The 17,500-nt window shown below is 41.0% G+C and carries 17 protein-coding genes and 1 pseudogene (2 of these 18 running past the window's edge); 3 read left to right on the forward strand and 15 right to left on the reverse strand.

The genetic code is table 11. The annotated features are described in order from the left end of the window. The 5 genes and pseudogenes from LEP1GSC062_RS14565 to LEP1GSC062_RS14590 form a co-directional block, all read right to left on the reverse strand. Positions 1–1,625 carry the 5' portion of a UbiD family decarboxylase gene (locus LEP1GSC062_RS14565; RefSeq protein WP_010578959.1) on the reverse strand. 133 nt of this gene lie to the left of the window's left edge, so the window shows 1,625 of its 1,758 coding nt (coding positions 1–1,625); its start codon is at positions 1,623–1,625; its stop codon lies beyond the left edge, outside the window. Further along, positions 1,622–2,748, reverse strand: a pseudogene (mutY, locus tag LEP1GSC062_RS22010) (A/G-specific adenine glycosylase). The gene LEP1GSC062_RS14565 and the pseudogene mutY overlap by 4 nt, the downstream one beginning before the upstream one ends. Before the next feature lie 153 nt (positions 2,749–2,901). Beyond that, positions 2,902–3,999, reverse strand: a complete 1,098-nt coding sequence (ychF, locus tag LEP1GSC062_RS14580; protein WP_010578960.1) for a redox-regulated ATPase YchF — start codon at positions 3,997–3,999, stop codon at positions 2,902–2,904. A 45-nt stretch (positions 4,000–4,044) separates the two neighbouring features. Continuing rightward, the gene (locus LEP1GSC062_RS14585; RefSeq protein WP_020984663.1) at positions 4,045–4,986 is read right to left on the reverse strand and encodes an LIC11612 family fibronectin-binding protein; all 942 of its coding nucleotides are present in this window, start codon (positions 4,984–4,986) and stop codon (positions 4,045–4,047) included. Positions 4,987–4,992: 6 nt separating this feature from the next. Continuing rightward, on the reverse strand, positions 4,993–5,640 hold the full coding sequence (locus LEP1GSC062_RS14590) for a hypothetical protein (protein ID WP_039942214.1): 648 nt from the start codon (positions 5,638–5,640) through the stop codon (positions 4,993–4,995). A gap of 102 nt (positions 5,641–5,742) precedes the next feature. Here LEP1GSC062_RS14590 and LEP1GSC062_RS14595 point away from each other — a divergent pair, with 102 nt between their 5' ends. Both LEP1GSC062_RS14595 and LEP1GSC062_RS14600 read left to right on the forward strand, forming a co-directional pair. Next, positions 5,743–6,657: a 4-hydroxybenzoate octaprenyltransferase gene (locus LEP1GSC062_RS14595; RefSeq protein ID WP_010578962.1), complete on the forward strand. Its 915-nt coding sequence runs from the start codon at positions 5,743–5,745 to the stop codon at positions 6,655–6,657. Beyond that, positions 6,654–7,286, forward strand: a complete 633-nt coding sequence (locus LEP1GSC062_RS14600; RefSeq protein ID WP_010578963.1) for a UbiX family flavin prenyltransferase — start codon at positions 6,654–6,656, stop codon at positions 7,284–7,286. The genes LEP1GSC062_RS14595 and LEP1GSC062_RS14600 overlap by 4 nt, the downstream gene beginning before the upstream one ends. Here the strand turns inward: LEP1GSC062_RS14600 and LEP1GSC062_RS14605 are convergent. Genes LEP1GSC062_RS14605 through LEP1GSC062_RS14620 form a run of 4 tightly spaced genes read right to left on the reverse strand, consistent with a single transcriptional unit; the run spans position 7,283 to position 10,197 of the window. Further along, entirely contained in the window at positions 7,283–7,972 is a 690-nt protein-coding gene (locus LEP1GSC062_RS14605) for a hypothetical protein (protein WP_020984681.1), read from the reverse strand. The genes LEP1GSC062_RS14600 and LEP1GSC062_RS14605 overlap by 4 nt on opposite strands. Before the next feature lie 44 nt (positions 7,973–8,016). Then, positions 8,017–9,060 carry an Mrp/NBP35 family ATP-binding protein gene (locus tag LEP1GSC062_RS14610; RefSeq protein WP_010578965.1) on the reverse strand — a complete coding sequence of 348 codons (1,044 nt, stop codon included), beginning with the start codon at positions 9,058–9,060 and terminating at the stop codon, positions 8,017–8,019. A gap of 1 nt (position 9,061) precedes the next feature. Continuing rightward, complete coding sequence (locus LEP1GSC062_RS14615; protein WP_010578966.1) at positions 9,062–9,940, reverse strand: metallophosphoesterase family protein; 879 nt, start codon at positions 9,938–9,940, stop codon at positions 9,062–9,064. Continuing rightward, positions 9,937–10,197 (reverse strand): lipoyl domain-containing protein, encoded by a 261-nt coding sequence (locus LEP1GSC062_RS14620; protein ID WP_010578967.1) that lies wholly within the window; start codon positions 10,195–10,197, stop codon positions 9,937–9,939. Before LEP1GSC062_RS14620 ends, LEP1GSC062_RS14615 begins: the two co-directional genes overlap by 4 nt. A 67-nt stretch (positions 10,198–10,264) precedes the next feature. Between LEP1GSC062_RS14620 and LEP1GSC062_RS14625 the strand changes: the two genes are divergently transcribed. After that, positions 10,265–11,095, forward strand: coding sequence for a hypothetical protein (locus LEP1GSC062_RS14625; protein WP_020984662.1), 831 nt, complete (start codon positions 10,265–10,267; stop codon positions 11,093–11,095). A gap of 493 nt (positions 11,096–11,588) precedes the next feature. On the opposite strand, the gene LEP1GSC062_RS14630 is transcribed toward LEP1GSC062_RS14625, so the two are convergent. The 6 genes from LEP1GSC062_RS14630 to cimA all read right to left on the reverse strand — a co-directional run. After that, a complete protein-coding gene (locus tag LEP1GSC062_RS14630) occupies positions 11,589–12,959 on the reverse strand; it encodes a PQQ-dependent sugar dehydrogenase (protein WP_020984666.1) in 1,371 nt (456 codons plus the stop codon). A gap of 240 nt (positions 12,960–13,199) precedes the next feature. After that, a complete protein-coding gene (gene hslU / locus LEP1GSC062_RS14635) occupies positions 13,200–14,639 on the reverse strand; it encodes an ATP-dependent protease ATPase subunit HslU (RefSeq protein ID WP_020984665.1) in 1,440 nt (479 codons plus the stop codon). A 12-nt stretch (positions 14,640–14,651) separates the two neighbouring features. Further along, positions 14,652–15,194: an ATP-dependent protease subunit HslV gene (gene hslV / locus LEP1GSC062_RS14640; protein WP_010578969.1), complete on the reverse strand. Its 543-nt coding sequence runs from the start codon at positions 15,192–15,194 to the stop codon at positions 14,652–14,654. Next, positions 15,181–16,116, reverse strand: a complete 936-nt coding sequence (xerC, locus tag LEP1GSC062_RS14645) for a tyrosine recombinase XerC (protein ID WP_010578970.1) — start codon at positions 16,114–16,116, stop codon at positions 15,181–15,183. The genes hslV and xerC overlap by 14 nt, the downstream gene beginning before the upstream one ends. Before the next feature lie 22 nt (positions 16,117–16,138). After that, positions 16,139–16,711, reverse strand: coding sequence for an aminoacyl-tRNA hydrolase (gene pth / locus LEP1GSC062_RS14650; RefSeq protein ID WP_002634451.1), 573 nt, complete (start codon positions 16,709–16,711; stop codon positions 16,139–16,141). Continuing rightward, positions 16,699–17,500, reverse strand: partial view of a (R)-citramalate synthase CimA gene (gene cimA / locus LEP1GSC062_RS14655; RefSeq protein WP_010578971.1) — the 3' portion only. 749 nt of this gene lie beyond the right edge of the window; 802 of the gene's 1,551 nt are visible here — the last part of the coding sequence; its start codon lies off the right edge, out of view; its stop codon occupies positions 16,699–16,701. The genes pth and cimA overlap by 13 nt, the downstream gene beginning before the upstream one ends.

Consider the following 17,500-nt stretch of genomic DNA (forward strand, 5'->3'; position numbering starts at 1 on the left):
TTTCGAATTAATTTCGTATCCGCATAAATATCTCCGGCAGGTTCAAAGCGGGTAAAGATCGACCAGATAAAATCGTGATCGGAACGGGTCGCGTCTTCCGAGTCGTCCACAAGGAATACAAATAGAAAATCTCGGATCAACTTTTCCTTCAAAAGTTTAGAAGGGATTCCGTCTTTCATTTTGTATCTAGGTCCGGAAACGACTAAAACTCCTGGGTAGGGAACCTTTGGGTCTTTAAAGGAAGAATGTACAAAATTTCCTTTGAATCGGTTTTTTAAATCGTTTTTCTTTTTACCAGAACCTAAAAGGACCGTCTTACTTCCTTGGTTCACAGCGGGTCCCGTATAATCGAGCGTATCCTGAGAGATGTTCGCGAAAATATGAATATCCGTAATCGGATTTATTCTTTCTAATACCGTAATAAACGTTTCTCTAAAATTTTTCAGATTCACGTTCTGATCCGTTACGAGTAATACCTTTGTAAGGGAAAGTTGCCCTTCTCCTAAAACTCGAAGTGCGCCGGTGAATGCTTCTCCTTGGTATCTTTCCTTAACTATAGCGGCCGCAAGAGAATGCACCCCGGATTCTTCGTAAGCCCAAATCCCTCTTATCGCGGGCATTACCACGGGAAATAATGGAGATAAAAGATCTTGGAGATATTCGGCGATCCAATGATCTTCCTGAGGAGGACGACCTACCACAGTCGCAGGCCAAATTGCGTCTTTACGATGATAAATTTTTTGAACCTGGACGATCGGATAATCATGCTTTAACGCGTAATATCCGTAATGATCTCCGAACGGCCCTTCCGGCTTTCGAATTTTAGGAGGAATTATACCCTGGATCAGAAAGTCCGCATCCGCTACGATCGGAAGAGAAGAAACATTCTTGTCTCGTTTGATTTTGAGTTTTTCGCCTAACAAAAGCGAGGCGAGAATCAGTTCGCTGATTTCCTCGGGTAAAGGAGCGACGGCGGCGATTGTCAAACCAGGAGGACCCCCCGTATAAATATGCACTGGAAGAGGTAAGCCTTCCTTTTCGGCCTCGTAGTAATGATTGCCTCCGCCTCTGTGGATCTGGATATGCATTCCGGTTTCCATCGGTCCGTGAATTTGGATTCGATACATTCCCAGATTTCCCTTTCCAGTCTTTGGACTTTCCGTATAAACCAAAGGAAGAGTAACGAAATTTCCTCCGTCTTTCGGCCAGGACTTGATTGTAGGAAGTTCATGCAAAGAATCTAATGTATTTTCAAGAACCGGCGCCGCGTTTACTTTTTTGAGTCCGACTCGCAGCGCTTGAAACGCGACATTTCTCAAAGCCCAAATCTTAGCCGGGGTTGGTGGAAGAATATGCTGAATCGTATGTGCAATTTTTTGTACGAACTTGATTGGATCCTCTCCGAACGCAATTTTCATTCTTTTTTCGGAACCGTAGAGGTTAGTCGCAACGCTAAAGTGGGAGCCTTTTACGTTTTTAAAAAGAATTGCCGGTCCTCTTTTAGAAACGACCCTTCTTTGAATTTCAGCTAATTCTAATACTGGATCCACTTCCTCTTCTATGACGAGGAGTTCCTTTTGCTTTTGTAATTCCTTTACGAATTCCGCTGTGGATCGAAGTTTCATAAATTTCCCACCGGAAGTTCCGGTTGTTTTTTGTTTTTATTTCTGAGTCTGATCAATTTTCCAGATATAGAAGACGGAAATTCTTCCTTAAGATCCAATTCGTTTACCCATTTGAATTGGATATCCTTTCTCTTTTGAAGGCTTTTTTCGATTCGAATAACGTTCTTTTCATCGAGTTCGCTGAACTTCAACCGAATTCGATGATTAGTGATGGAATGCCTTGATCGCAGAGAATTCTGTATCACTCTGGAATCGGCGAATAATTCTTCCACCCATTCGTCTTTTTCATAAGGATGTTTCCCTTCCAATCGAAACGGCAATGAATAGATCGTCTTGAAAAATCTTCGAGTTGTATATTTGACCAAAAGAATACGACCGGACGATTTCAAAAAAAGAAAGTTGAGGTCCAAATCTACCCAATTTTCCACCGATTTAGTTGCCGGGACTTCCTTTTCTTTTCCGACTCTTTTTGCTTCACAATGATTTTCGAATGGACACACGGAACAATTCGGAACTGGAATACAAACAAGCGCTCCCAATTCCATCATCGCTTCGTTATGATCTCCAGGGGCATCAGGTGTTAAAAATTTTTGAGCGAGGTCTCCGAGTGCCTGATTGGTAGAACTTGAATTAGGATCGGATTCGATCAGAAACAATCGCGATAATACGCGCTTCACATTCCCGTCCAAAACGGCATAGGGTTTTCCATAAGCAATTGACAAAACAGCGGAGGCTGTATAACTTCCTACTCCAGGAATCGAAAGAGCCTCTTCATAACATTCAGGAAAACGGCCTTCGTATTTTCAACGAGAAGCCCCGCTCCCTTTTTTAAATTTCGAGCTCGCGAATAATAACCGAGTCCTTTCCAGTATTTCATCACTTCTTCTTCCGACGCGTCTTGCAGCGCTTTCGGATCCGGAAATCGTTTTAAGAATGTCTCATAAATCGGAAGCATCGCGGCGACCCGAGTCTGCTGAAGCATGATCTCGCTTACCCAAATTCGATAGGCGTTTTTATTGATTCGAAAAGGAAGCTCTCTTTTGTTTTTTTGAAACCAAGAAAGCAGGTTTTCTCTGAGTTCGATCAGAAGTTTTGGATCGATGAAGTTTGTTTTAGATTTCACTGTCGTAAAGGAAATAGATTTCCTCACCTTTGTTTTTTCGTTCTTAAAACGATCGCCCACACGCAAAATACGTTTGCCTATCCTTGAATTTTAGGCCGAAAGCGACAAGTCGCCAGTTCCCCAAACGAAAAACGTCGTAAGGATAGGATTTCATCAAGCGTTGATTCGAAAATAGACAACGTCTCCGTCTTGTACTACGTATTCTTTTCCTTCGATTCGAAGTTTGCCTTCTTCCTTTACTTTTGTTTGAGTTCCGGCTCTGTCCAAGTCTTCATAACTCATAACCTCGGCCCGGATGAATGCCTTTTCAAAATCGGAATGAATCACGGAAGCCGCTTTAGGTCCGGTACTGTTCCAAGGAGTCGTCCAGGCTCTCACTTCCATTTCCCCGGCTGTAAAAAACGTGATCAAACCGAGAAGTTTATATGCGGTTTTAATCATACGATCTAGACCACTTTCAGTTTCTCCGATCTCTTTTAAAAAGTCGAGTTGTTCATTACGGTTCAAACCGGAAATCTCTTCTTCGAAACGGCCGCATAGGATCACGAGTTCGGCGTTTTCTTCCTTTGCCATCTGTTTGATTTGAGTAAGCAAAGGAGTATCTTTTTTTGCAGCGTCCTTGTCCGCGATATTTGCCACATACATAACCGGTTTTAAAGTAATCAATTGAAAGCTTCTTGCGATCTTTTTTTCCTCGTCTTTCAATGAGGCGAGTCTCGCAGGTTTTCCGGCCTTTAAAAGAGTTAAGATTTTTTCGAGAACGGAAGTTTGTTCCTGTGCTTCTTTGTTTCCATTCTTCGCATTTTTTGAAATTCTTTGAAACTGTTTGTCCGCACTATCTAAATCCGCGAAAATCAATTCCATGTTTACAACTGCCGCGTCGTCCACAGGATTTATTTTCCCGTGAACGTGGGTAACGTTTTCGTCTTCAAAAGCGCGCACAACGTGACAAATCGCATCCACTTCTCGGATATGGGAAAGAAATTTATTACCAAGACCTTCTCCTTGGCTAGCGCCTTTGACAAGACCGGCGATGTCCACAAATTCTATGATAGCGGGAACGACCTTTTGAGGTTTTGCGATTTCCGCAAGTCGATCCAGTCTTGAATCGGGAACTTCCACAATTCCTTTGTTAGGTTCGATGGTACAAAACGGATAATTTTCCATCTGCGCGCCCGCTTTTGTAAGGGCGTTGAAAATAGTAGATTTACCTACATTGGGAAGGCCGACAATACCGCAATTCAGACTCATGAAGTCCAGATTTTCCGGGACAGGCCGAAGCGAAAAGTAAAATCGTCACTCCAGTTCCCAGGATTTACCGGAACCGTCGCTATTGAGAGAAAAACTTTCTTGTCTGAGGCGAATCAACCGATTTCCCCGAAAGAAAAAATGTAAGACAGAAACCCCGTTCGGAATTCGAGAAGACGCGCAACCGGTATCATAAATCCCATCGTTAAATCTTAAGTCCTGCGGAAAATTTAAGAGCCGGATCAGAGTTGTGTCTTCCGCTTTTTCGGAAAAAGAATCTTGTGGGGTTTTATCTCCGAGTAGGAAAAAAATTTTATCCGATTCCCAAGGAAACTCTATCGGATTGGCATTCGTAGAAAACCAAAACTTTAAAGTGTCAAAACTCAATTCGAAAGAATCGTTTTTGATTTTGTTGTTTGTCGCGGATTGTGTTGTCGTAGCGATCGTTTGCGTTTGAGATGTTGATTGTGAAATTGAGGATTCTATTTTTTTCTTAGAATCTTTTTTGACGGAGTTTGTTTGTTTGCCTTTCTTGTTTTTTACAGGTTTTCCGATTTTGGATTTTGGATTCGTACTTTTTTCAATTTTTACGACTTCCTTTTTTTCTACAAGAAAACTAATCCAAGGCACGACTCCGTCTTGGGATGTAGGCAGATTTTCTATTACATCTTTCGGAAAAATATACAGATCGTATCCATTTTCTCCAGCAAGTTTTAATTGCTCCGCAGGGGTTTCGGAGGAAAATGAACCGTAACCGACTAAATACGCGGTCCCATTCTCCTGGACCCGTTTATTTTTAAGCCTTTTAAAAAATAAAGAAGTGGATCTGTAATACCTGGTTTTATCCTCTTTGGCGGAAGGTTTGCAAACGAGTACAATGCTGATAGGACGATCTTTGAGTCCGCCAGTTTCCGAAAATACATTTGAAAAACAGAATATACAAAACGCCAGAAGGACGATAAAAGCATCTCTGAAAATCGTTCGAAACATCTTAAGTCAACCGAGTCCTACGGACTTTAATAGAGCTTTTTCGAACTTCAGGTAATTTTTTTCCTCCTTTTCTTGAAAGAGAGCGTAACGTGTTCCGTATTCGGGATCTTCTGTTATCAATGTCGCTTGCATTTCCGCGAGATGAAATTCTTCCTCTTTAAGAACCGCTTTTAAACTTACAGGAATTTGATTCTCTTTCAAAATCTGATCGTATTCTTTGTAGAGAAAATCCGCTCTTTCCTCGATGAGATGAGTTACGTAAAGATAGGAAAGGAAAGATTGTTTTTTGCCTTGAATTCCGGAAACGTTCAGATTTTTCAAAACCATTCCGTCTAGTCTCTGAAAATATAAAAATGCCGAAAAACCGCAGTGCAAATTTCCAGTTTGATAATCCGGGCAAGAACCGGGAGAAATTCGTTCGCTCATCCGTTTGAAAAAATGTGCGTGTCTTGCCTCCTCTGACGCGTGTCTAAGAATCATCTCTCCCGTTCCGATCCCGCTTTGTGTAGCAAGAATTTTCCTGGAACCGATATGTTCCAAAAAGGAGATCGTATTTAACCATCTAGAATGTTGCTTCGGTTCTTGAATGATTTTTTGGAGAAAAGAACGAATCGGTTCTGCGGATACGGAACTTTTTGTCGAGGCTACGATCATAAACGTATCCTTTTTAAAAAGGCGGAAAAAATCATCGCTTTTTAAACTTTCTCTTGGATTTTATGTAGGAAAAGAACCTTGGAATTTTAAAATCCTATCCCCATGAACACATCGCTAACCTCCCTGAAGCAATATGGAAGTCTCATCAAATTTTCTCATACACTGTTCGCTCTCCCTTTTGCGGGAATCGCATTTATTCTTGCGTTCTTAAAGACACACGGAAAATCCGTTTTGGATTGGACGATTCTTTCGATTCTTATTTTGTTTTCGATGGTGTTTGCAAGGTCCGCGGCGATGGGTTTCAATCGAATCGTGGACACGGACATCGACGCACAAAACGAACGCACCAAAAAACGAGAAATTCCAGCGGGAAAAATTTCAAAACGTTCCGCGATATTGTTCGTCGTTTTGTCTTCTCTAGGATTTTTTATTGCGAGTTGGTTCATCAATCCCATGACCTGGAGACTTTCTTTTCCAACTCTTATGATTCTTTTGGGATATTCTTTTTCAAAAAGATTTACTTGGCTCTGCCATTTCATTTTAGGCTTTTCGATTGGTCTGGCACCTCTTGCAACTTGGGTCGCGATACGAGAAGAAATCGTTTTAGAACCGATTCTGTGGACAATTGGACTTGCTTTCAACCTCGCGGGGTTTGATATTCTTTACGCTCTTCAAGATCAGGATTTCGATCGAAAGGAAGGTCTTTATTCGATTCCTGCAAGGTTCGGAAGAAAAAATTCTCTTTCGATCGCAATTGTAAGCCACGTCTTTTGCATTTGCTTTTTATTTGCGGCTGGAATCGTTTCGAATCTCGGACCGATCTTTTTAATTTTTTTGGTGGCTACGGGATATCTCCTATTTCAAGAACATAAAATCGCGAGAGCTTCCGGAGAAAATCTTCTTCCTGCAAAATTCTATCGGTTTCATTCTTACATATCCTTGATTCTCTTCACGGGATTATTGTTGGATCGGATTTTTTATCTTGCGATTCTTGACGGCAAAGCGTATTTAAAATGAGACTTGTTTTAGGAATGGCCGGAGCGAGCGGTTCCATTTACGCCGAAAGATTTGTCAAAGCACTTCTTACGATCGAAGGGACTACGTTTTTCATCTGCAGTCCAGCTTCTCTTAGAGTATTCCGAGAAGAAATGGAATGTAAGGTTTCCTCGCCGAAAGAACTTTTAGACTTTATAATTTCGAAATATAAGATTCAGAATACTTCTCATGTGTTTGAAATCCGCAATTTTGCTGATATAGGAGCGGATATCGGTTCGGGTTCCAATTCTTGGAAAGGGATGGTGATTCTTCCTTGTTCCATGAAGACGATCGCTTCGATTAATGCGGGTATGACAGAGAATCTTATCGAAAGAGCGGCCGATGTTACTTTGAAAGAAAGAAGGACTCTTTTGCTCGTTCCCAGAGAAACGCCTTACAATCGGATTCACTTGAAAAATATGCTGGAACTTCATGACGCAGGCGGAATTATCCTTCCTGCTTCTCCCGGATTTTATCAGATGCCTAGAACACTGGAGGATTTGGGCGATTTCATCAGCGAAAGAATTTTTAGGCTTTTAGGTATGGAGCTGGACTTATATCCACGATGGACTCCTCGTAACAACCTTGAGATGGAAAATCATTTTTATTAAGCGAAGTATTCTATGTCGTGGATTTTTTTCTTGAGAGTAGATGCGTCTTCGTAGTTCTCTTTCGAGATTGCGTTGAACTTCTGAAGATAAAGTCCGATCAGTTCTTCTCCGGTTTGTCCGGGTAAAGAAAGAGCCTTTTTGAAATTGTCCAAGTCGAATTCCGGATGTTTGGTAGAGAAATTTTCCACGAGTTGATCCATTTTGATCAAGGATGCTTCTCTCGCAATTCCCGTAGATCTCCTGATTTTCAGAGAAAGATTTGCAAGTGCGTCTAGATATTCCCTGACACCGCTTTCTTCTTCCGGAAAATCGACCAACCCTCCGCCTATTTCCCGATTTTTACAAATCTCAACATATTTGATCACGACACTGTTGAACTGATCCATTCTTTCCTGAATATAATCATTGGAAGCTTCTTTGGAAGTAGGCATCTCGAAGTCTCGGATCTTAATCACATCGTATTTCTCTATATTTTCTGAGATGATTTTCTTTAGTTCTTCATAACTTTCCAATGACACGGGCGGGAATGTCACGACGGGAAAATTTTCTCCGATTTTTAGAAAGCTCACCACTACGTTAGACGCTATTATCTTTCCTCCGGGGCTGAGAGGGTTTTCGCCAAATACGTTGCAATATACGATTAAATTACCCGTAGGTTTTTTTTCGGATCCTTTTTCAAACTTCAAGGTTCACCTCCCATATCTATGTACAACAGACTCCAAAGCTCGTATTATTCCCACTTTTTTATTTCCTCATTTAAGTTATCAAATATAGTTTTGTAAGCTTGATACACGGGACCTTCTTTATCCTTGAGTACAACAGGACTACCGTCTTCTCCGGCATTCATGATGTCCATTGTAAGAGGAATGCCACCAAGAAAACTTGCTTCGGATGATTCGGCTAATTTCTGCCCTCCGCCTTTACTAAATATGGCAGAAGCATGTCCGCACTTAGGACAAATGAACTCACTCATATTTTCAACAACCCCAAGTATCGGAACTTTCACTTGAGAGAACATTGCAGAAGCTCGAGTTGCATCCAGAAGTGCGACCGATTGAGGTGTGGTTACAATCACGGCGCCGTTTAAATCAATCAACTGAGCGAGTGAAAGTTGAACGTCTCCCGTTCCTGGCGGAAGATCAATAAAAAGATAATCAAGTTCATCCCATACAATGTCATAGAGAAATTGTTCCACAGCTTTTCCAAGCATCGGTCCTCTCCAGACAACTGGCTGTTTTTCATCGATCAAAAAGGAGAACGAAATGAGTTTGATTCCGTCTTTTATCAAAGGATAAATTTTATCTTCTTCGGCTTTCAACGCGACTCTTCCGTTGACTCCGAACATTTTCCCGATGGAGGGTCCGTAAATATCCGCGTCTAAAATTCCAACCTTGTATCCAAGAGAGGCCGCAACTGCGGCAAGGTTCACCGTAACAGTCGACTTACCGACTCCGCCTTTTCCGGAACCAATTGCGATCACATTCATAACACCCGGAATTTTATTGGAATCATCGAGAACAAGTTTGGGATCCACTTCGAATTTAATCTTCACTTTTCCGATTCCTTCCAGTTTGGTAAGAATCTGACGGATCTGTGCTTCCAGACCGATCTGAACCCTTCTATCTTGGTTCGGGGTTTTGAGAAGAATATTCGTTTCTCCTTCTTGGATATCGAGAGAGCCGATCATACCGAGGGAAACGATGTCCTTTTTGAGTTCTGGATGTTTAATCTTGGTCAATTCTCTTTGAATTTTAGCCGCTTCAATCGTTGTCATTCTATTCCTTTTCTGAATAGGAAACCAGGGGGGTTTCCGTAAACTTAGACTTTTCCAAATTGTAAGTATATCTTTGAATTTCTACATTCTGCTTTTGAATTTCTAACAGATGAAATCCGCTTTCATGTGTTGTATCGGAAAGACGTGTGCTTGAGGCGGAATTCACCACATAATAAGGCAATTCGTTCCCTGGAAATTTTACCCAGTTCGTGTGAACGTGACCGTGTAGATAAACAAGCGGGGGTTGTTCCTTTAATAAGGAAGCGATCTCTTCCCGATTTAGCAATTTATGATGTACAGTTTCTTGTCTATTCGCCGGATTCCAAATCGGATGATGACATACGAGAACGTAATTTCGAATTTTCCTTTCAAAAAGAGTTTTCTTCGTTTGTATGACTACTTCCGGCCGGATTCTTCCATAAGCGTTTAGAATCGAAAGAGGAATACTAGAATCCCAACCTACAAAGTGAAGATCTTTGATCTTTTTGATTCGAATATAATGCGCATTATTGGAAATCGATTCTCCCGAAAGTTTGGAGAAATACTTTTCATAAAAAGCGTTTTCCCCCGCGGATTGTCTCACGTAACGATCGTGATTTCCAGGAATATAAAAAACCTTCTCCTGAGGAAGTTCGCTTAACGTTTTTAAGGCCGCTTTGAATTCCTCCTCGTGGGATACGTTGGTAATATCTCCCGATATGACGATCGCATCAGGATTCGTTTCGCGAATGAAGTTTAAAATCGAGTCCCAAATATTCTTAGGATATTTTTTCTTTCTTCTAAGATTATAATTTAAGTATCCCACAAACATCTTTCCCTTGAGTTGAAAGAATGGAATCGAAGTCGGAAAGTGTAAATCTGAAAGATGAAGGATTTTCATTCGGATTCGAAAAGTTCTAAGATTCCCAAAACTTCGGCCTTGTGGACAATCGATCCTTTCTCTTTTATGATTTGTGTTAGTCTGCCTTTCACGGGAGACTCCATAGGAAAACATGCCTTATCGGTAACGAGCTCTAAAATTTCCTGACCTGGTTCCACTGAATCTCCTAACTTCACATTCCAGTGGACGAGTTCGATTTTATCTGTATCTCCAAGGTCAGGTGTGAGCAATTCAAAAATGTTAGATTTTGATTCCATGATTTAAAACAAACTTGCGTAAAAGGCTTTATACATCAATGATACCTAAAAAACTCGGTGGGAATATATGGCAAACCAGAAAACAGCGCTCAAAGGGAGCGAGATTCTGAAAAATATCGAAACTCTTAAAAAGAAAAAATTCTTTCACCTTGAACTCAAAGGGTTAACAAAACCCACTCGTGACATCTTATCCGAACTCGTGAACGGAATTTTAGCCGAAATCGGAGCAAATCCTTTAGCCGGTTTTCATCTTTTCAGCGGACTTATGGAAGCATTACTCAATGCGATCAAAGCGAATATTCGTCATATAATTTTCCGAGACGAACTTCTTAAAAAATTAGAACAGGGAGAGTCCAATCCCCAAGACGCGGAAGAACTTCTGAAAATTATTATGGAAACTTCCCTGCTTCGAGATGCCATGCATCGTTATGTCGTTCCTGAGAAAGTAAAGAAGCAGGTGCAAAATGTTCTCTTTTTGGAAGACAAAATTCGTACCAAAAAAAAGACTTTGACGGAAAGCGAAAAAGCTTTTTTAACCGATGTTCGGGCAAAAATCAAAAAATACAATATGAACATCTCGTTAAAGATTCGTGTTACTTCCGAAGAATTGAGTTTTCGAATTCGTAATGATTCTCCCATTCATCATTTGGATTTTCAAAGAATTCAAGAGTCCAGACTCAAACACAAAGAACTTTTTGACCGCGGAAATTCTGCGGATTTCTTTCGTCCCGAATTTTTAAACGAGAAAGAAAGCGCAGGTTTCGGAATTGCAATGATTGATGAAGGTTTTTATTCCATCGGTCTCAATCCGCTCGATTTACTTACAATCACTTCAGGTGCGAGAACAACGACCGTCTATATGAAGTATCCAATCACCGGTTTGAAAATGGATTTCTAATCGAACTTTTTCAAGGACGACTAATTAACGTGAGCAGGGTCGTAAGAAAGTTTGGGCGAATCAGAAACTAAAGTGCAACGACTCCCTGAACTCAGGCGCAGAGCTTTCCTGAACTCAGCAAACACCTTCCTATGGGTCGGTGTTTAGGTCGCTCTGCGGGTCGTCGTCGCAGCTCGCGAATTTCATAGATAAAATGGCTCGCGACCGCGCTTTAACTCAATGTTGCTGCCTACGATCGCAACATAATGCTCCAATTCCTTCGGAATTTAACTCAATGTTTCTCCCTACGGGTCGAAACATATAATCGCTTTCGCATTTTGTTATACCGAACTTACGTTAACTAATTCCTTTTAAAATTTTGGGACAAACTTTAAATTCGATTCTATAACATCCGAGCGGTTTTTTCTAAGTATATAATACCGATTGTAAATTCATAAAGCCTATCCATTACTTCTACGTTATGGCATATTTCGCTTAACAAAATCGGAATTTTTTATTTTGGATCGATTCGATAAATTTTTCCACTCCCAAAATCGCTTAAATATACTTTTCCGGCAGAATCTCTTCCAAAGGAAGAAATGAGTAGCGGCCATTTTCCAAGTGTATAAACTTTTTTTGCAGGTTGGCCCAATTGCTCTGGAAGTTCCAATGCCCAAATTCTGCCGGAAACAAAGTCCGCAAAAATGTATTTTCCGTTCAGATCTGAAATCTCTGGATTCGAATATACATAACCACCTGTGATCGATTGTCCTTCTTCACGACCGTACTCGTAAATCGGATCGGTTAGACCCTCTTCTCTACAATTCTGCTTCGGATCGAAGCAATGACTCGCTTCTCTAATGTTCCATCCGTAATTTTTCCCACGCTCTACTATATTGATCTCTTCCCAAAGATCTTGTCCGACATCCGCAAGGATCAATCTCCCTTTGGGATCAAAGCTGTATCTCCAAGGGTTTCGAAAACCGTATGCGAATGTCTCCGGAACACAACAGGAATCTTTTATAAACGGATTATCCTGAGGAACCTTATAACCCTTTCCATTTTCCGTTGAGTTTACGTCTATACGGAGCATACTTCCTAAAAACGTTTTAGGATTTTGTCCATTTTTCTTTGGGTCGCCCATCCAACCTCCGTCCCCCCAACCTACGTAGAGATATTGATCCGGACCAAACGCAAGTTGTCCCGCATTGTGATTCGGGTAAGGCTGAATCACTTCCATAATAATCCGTTCGGAAGTAATTTTAGAATTCGCTAAATCTTTTGGGGAAGACGCGACCCATTCGCTGACGCGACTCGTATCTTTTCCGTTCACTTTCAGAACGTAATTGAGATAGAATTTTCCGTTCTTTGCAAAATCGGGATGAAACGCAAGGCCAAGCAAACCTTGTTCCGATACGGAAAGAACATTCAAAGTCAATAATGTTCCGGTTTCATTTTTACGAACTTTACCCCAACGAAGTTTACCCTTTTGTTCGGTAATCAAAAAAAATTCTGTTTCTCCCGGCGGAAACTGTATATCCGTAGGCTGCCTGAAACCGGCAGATACTTCTTTGAGAGAGATAGAAATTTTTTCCTTGGCCTCGTCTTTCCCGGAATAAATGGGCTGAAGAAGATTCGTATTTCCTTCCGCCTTATACTTGTCAGACGCTCCTAAAATTTCCACGAGAATATTTTGAATTTGTTCGCAACCGTTTGTCAAAACCAGGGCGCCCGAAACAAGAATATAAATGGAAATTTTTCGAATCCGCTGGAAAACGTTCTTAGACCTTAAAAAGCTTACAATAGATCTTGAGAACGGATTCTGAATGATATTTGATTTTATTTGAATGAAACAGGACGGGCTGAATTCGATTGTAAAAAACATAGCGTCACAGAATTCTATTTCTCGAAGACGAGTCAAATCAAATTGGAAAACTTTTTTATTGTTTTTCGTTCAATCAACTTTTTGAAATCGAATTTTAAGACTGTCGTTTGAAGATCAGAAATTTGGATTTTTAGAAATCGAATGGTTCCAAACAAAATACAATTGAATTTTTAGAAATCTTTAAAAAAGCGAATCGGATAAACCTGAACCTCTAAGAATTCAAAACCATTAGATGTTCTTTTAGAGAATATACTGACTGAGATCCTTATCTTGAATCACACCTTGCAAACGATCCGTAACATATTTTCCGTCGATTTTTACTTTCTTCTGATTTTTCGGAAGATCGGGGCCTTCAAAACTTACTTCCTCAAGAAGACGTTCTAAAATCGTGTTGAGTCTTCTGGCTCCGATATTCTCGTGTTTCTCGTTCATGTCGTATGCGATTCTTGCGATTTCTTGAATTCCGTCCGAAGAAAACTCTAACTGGATTCCATCTGTAAAAAGTAAAGCCTCGTACTGTCTCGTGAGAGAAGAACGAGGAGCCGTCAGGATCTTTTCAAAATCTTCCCTCGAAAGTTTTTCGAGTTCGACACGAATCGGAAATCTTCCTTGTAATTCTGGAATTAGATCGGAAGGTTTCGTCATGTGAAACGCACCTGCGGCTATAAAAAGAATATGATCGGTTCTGACTGGACCAATCTTTGTATTGACCGTGGCGCCTTCCACGATCGGAAGAAGATCTCTTTGAACCCCTTCTCTGGAAACGTCTGCTCCGTTTTTTCCCTCTCTTCCTGCGATCTTATCGATCTCATCCAAAAATATGATTCCCATTTCTTCCACTCTTCGTAGAGCTTCTCTTTGTACCTTATCCGGATCCAAAAGTTTATCCGCTTCGAATTCTTCTAATGCCTTAAGGGCTTCTGGAATTTTGAGTTTACGTTTTTTATTTTTTTTGGGAAGCAAATCTCCCAAAACGTTCTGAAGTTGATTGTCTAAATCATCCAAATTTCCCGCTCCAAAAACCTGAAGCATCGGAATCTGAGACACGCTTGGGTTCGGAAGATCCAATTCTACTTCCTGATCGTCTAGTTTTCCCGTTTTTAATTTTTTTCTCATGAATTCTCTGGTTTCGAGAAAACGAGTTTTTCTTTCTTCTTCGTCCGTAAAAGGAGAAGAAGTTGTAAAGTCGGCGGCTTGCCCGGGATTATATTTATTTTCAACGGGAAAGGGAAGAAGAATATCAAGCAAAGCCTCTTCCGCCTTTTGTTTTGCGGTTTCTTCTACCTTGATTCTAAATTCCTGTTTTACAAGATTCATCGATATGATTGCGAGATCCCGAATCATGGATTCAACGTCTCTTCCGACATAACCGACTTCGGTGTATTTTGTGGCTTCTACTTTTAAAAATGGAGCCCCGCAGAGTTTAGAGAGTCTTCTCGCAATTTCCGTTTTACCGACTCCGGTAGGTCCGATCATGATAATATTCTTCGGATAAATTTCTTCTCTCATTTCAAGATCCAGTTTTTTGCGTCTGGTTCTATTTCTAAGAGCGATTGCAACCGCCTTTTTCGCATTTTTCTGGCCGATGATATGTTCGTCCAATTTTGTGACGATCTGGCGAGGAGTCAGTTCTTCTTCGATCGGCAACATAAGGTCCTGGTCTTTGGAGTAATCTGTCATATATTTTTATCTTTAAAGAATTTCTTCTACGGTAATATGATCATTCGTATAAATACAAATGTTTGCTGCGATCTTCATGGATGACTCTACGATTTCTCTCGCAGACAAATCCGTATGATCGTAAAGAGCCTTAGCCGCGGCTAATGCATAGTTACCTCCGGAACCAATCGCGATCACTCCTTCGTCGGGTGAAATTACATCTCCGGTTCCCGAAATCAAAAAGGACTCTTCCTTATCCGCGACGATTAAAAGTGCCTCGAGTTTTCGAAGCATTCGATCTGTTCTCCATTCTCTTGCAAGTTCCACGGCGCTTCTGGAAATACTTCCTCCGAATTCTTGAACCTTCTTTTCAAAAAGTTCAAAGAGAGTGAACGCATCCGCAGCCGAACCCGCAAAACCGGAAAGAATTTTCCCGTCGTAGAGCCTTCTGATTTTTTTTGCGGTGTTTTTCATGACAGTATTTCCCATAGAAACCTGACCGTCTCCACCGATGGCGACTTTTCCGTTTTTACGTACACAAAGAATGGTTGTGGAACGAATTTTATTTTCTGGCATGAGGATGGGCCTTTCTATAAACTTCTTTGATTTTTTCCTTACTTACGCTCAAATAGATCTGAGTTGTGGAAAGAGAAGAATGTCCAAGTAATTCCTGTACAGCTCTGATATCTGCCCCTGCGTCAAGTAGATCGGTCGCAAAGGTATGCCTGAATTTATGGGGTGTTATCTTCTTTTCCCAACCCATTTTTTTTCTTCTCTCATTCAAAATATAACGCACGCCTCGAGTCGTCAGTTTCTTTCCTTTTTGATTCAGAAAAATTTCTTTCGCATCCGGAAAGGAAACGCTTCTATATTCCAAATATTTCCGCAAAGAATCGACGGCTTCCTTACCGAAATACACAAATCTTTCCTTTTGTCCCTTTCCGAGAACTTTAAGAACTGTTAGATCCTTGGAAAGAGAACCTAGTTTTGCATTTACAAGCTCGAATACCCGAAGGCCGGAAGAGTATAAAACTTCGATCATAGCCTTGTCTCTAATCTCCAAAACCTCGGAAGTTTTTTCCGCTTCGAATTCCAGAATCTCTTCGGTTTCATTGATTCTAAAATTTTTAGGAACTTCTTTTCTGACTTTTGGGAAACTGATCTGCGTAGCCGGATTGGATTCGATCTGATCGTCTCGGAGGAGAACTTTATAAAAGGTTCTAAGAGAGGATAATTTCCTACTTTGAGATCTGCGGTCGAGATCCTGCTCTTTTGCAAGATAAGCGAAGTAAGACCGGATATCTATCGGTTCGATCTGAAGTATATCGAGTTGTTCTTTTTCGCAAAATTCGAAGAAGAATTTCAAATCGATACTATAAGCGTTGATAGTATTCTGCGAATAGTTCTTTTCAATTTTTAAGTAGTTTATGAATTTTTCCGCAGTTTCATTGAGAAACGAGGAAGGAAATTTAGGAAATTGGAAAGGATAATCGCCCAACTGAATTCTCCATACAATAGTCTTACTGAATATCGGAAAGTTTTTGAAATTCGTTTTTTCTTTCTCGAACCCAATCGGAGATTTTTTGCAAAGACACTTGGACTAATTCCGGAATTTTTTCCCTTTCTTCGGGGAAAAAATTAGAGAGTACATAATCCGAAACTTCCGATGCTGTGGACGGTTTTCCGACACCGAATCTAAGTCGGAAGAATGTGTTTGTTCCAAGTCTTTCCACGATATTTCGCAAGCCATTATGTCCAGCATGTCCTCCCCCTCCTTTGAGTTTTAATTTTCCGAATTCAAAATCGATTTCATCGTGAATGACTAAAATGTTCTCCGGAGAAATCCCGTTTTTCTTTGCAATTTCGGCGACCGCCTTTCCGGAAAGGTTCATGAATTCGAGAGGTTTCAGATAGAAGATCGTAACTCCTTCTTCGTCGGTTCTTGCAAGTGAATACTTGGAGTTCGTCTGGTAACTTCCAGAAGAAGAATCTAAAAGAGAATCTAAAATCACAAAACCGATGTTATGCCGATTATAAGCATATTTTTGGCCGGGGTTTCCAATACCCACCAGTAAAAGTTTTAAGTTTGCCATGGTTGAAGAATCTGATTGAGCATTTTTTCAGTCGCGTGAACGGCCGCAATCGTTTGATCCGGATGAACTCCCATCGTTTTGAAAGTCTGATCTTCTTCCAAATCCAAAGACTTGCTCCAAGTGATCATAGTTTCTACGAGAGCATCCGTTTTTCCTCCAGGAGGAATTCGAACTTCGTAATCTATCAACTTAGGAATGCTGATTCCGAGGCGATTCGTAATTTTTGTGAGCGCGTTCATAAACGCGTCGTAACCTCCGTCCCCTTCGGAAATTTCCTTATGAACCTTTCCTTGATATTCCAATTCGATCTGAGCGTGAGGCCGAACTCCGATCCCGGAATGAATATTACAAGATTTGATCGTAAGAACTTTTTCACCGGTTCTTCCGGAAACGTCGGCTATGATAAACGGAAGATCCTCCGGAGTAACAAGTTTGTTCTGATCTCCGAGTTCAATCACTCTTTCGAGAACCTTCTGAAGAACAGCGTCGCTTAATACCATTCCAAGTTGTTTTACGTTTTCGGAGATGCTCGCTTTGCCAGCAAGCTTGCCTAACGCGTAACTTCTTTTTCTACCGAACCGTTCCGGCAGAATCGGATTTGCGTACAAGTTTCCTTTTTTGTCTCCGTCTGCGTGAACTCCCGCGGTTTGAGTGAACACGTCTTCTCCGACGATCGGTCTGTTTGCGGAGATTCTTTTTCCGCTGAATACTTCCACAAGACGACTTGCTTCCGTAATGGCCAATTCGTTCACGTTCGTCTTAGCCTGAGACTTATCATGAATTGCAGTG

The organism is Leptospira alexanderi serovar Manhao 3 str. L 60, assembly GCF_000243815.2.
Lineage (GTDB): Bacteria > Spirochaetota > Leptospiria > Leptospirales > Leptospiraceae > Leptospira > Leptospira alexanderi.

Coding starts and splice junctions, on each gene's coding strand:
- ychF (WP_010578960.1), bottom strand. CDS start 3,999: ATGAGTCTGAATTGCGGTATTGTCGGCCTTCCCAATGTAGGTAAATCT.
- LEP1GSC062_RS14585 (WP_020984663.1), bottom strand. CDS start 4,986: ATGTTTCGAACGATTTTCAGAGATGCTTTTATCGTCCTTCTGGCGTTT.
- LEP1GSC062_RS14590 (WP_039942214.1), bottom strand. CDS start 5,640: ATGATCGTAGCCTCGACAAAAAGTTCCGTATCCGCAGAACCGATTCGT.
- LEP1GSC062_RS14595 (WP_010578962.1), top strand. CDS start 5,743: ATGAACACATCGCTAACCTCCCTGAAGCAATATGGAAGTCTCATCAAA.
- LEP1GSC062_RS14600 (WP_010578963.1), top strand. CDS start 6,654: ATGAGACTTGTTTTAGGAATGGCCGGAGCGAGCGGTTCCATTTACGCC.
- LEP1GSC062_RS14610 (WP_010578965.1), bottom strand. CDS start 9,060: ATGACAACGATTGAAGCGGCTAAAATTCAAAGAGAATTGACCAAGATT.
- LEP1GSC062_RS14615 (WP_010578966.1), bottom strand. CDS start 9,940: ATGAAAATCCTTCATCTTTCAGATTTACACTTTCCGACTTCGATTCCA.
- LEP1GSC062_RS14620 (WP_010578967.1), bottom strand. CDS start 10,197: ATGGAATCAAAATCTAACATTTTTGAATTGCTCACACCTGACCTTGGA.
- LEP1GSC062_RS14625 (WP_020984662.1), top strand. CDS start 10,265: ATGGCAAACCAGAAAACAGCGCTCAAAGGGAGCGAGATTCTGAAAAAT.
- LEP1GSC062_RS14630 (WP_020984666.1), bottom strand. CDS start 12,959: ATGTTTTTTACAATCGAATTCAGCCCGTCCTGTTTCATTCAAATAAAA.
- hslU (WP_020984665.1), bottom strand. CDS start 14,639: ATGACAGATTACTCCAAAGACCAGGACCTTATGTTGCCGATCGAAGAA.
- hslV (WP_010578969.1), bottom strand. CDS start 15,194: ATGCCAGAAAATAAAATTCGTTCCACAACCATTCTTTGTGTACGTAAA.
- pth (WP_002634451.1), bottom strand. CDS start 16,711: ATGGCAAACTTAAAACTTTTACTGGTGGGTATTGGAAACCCCGGCCAA.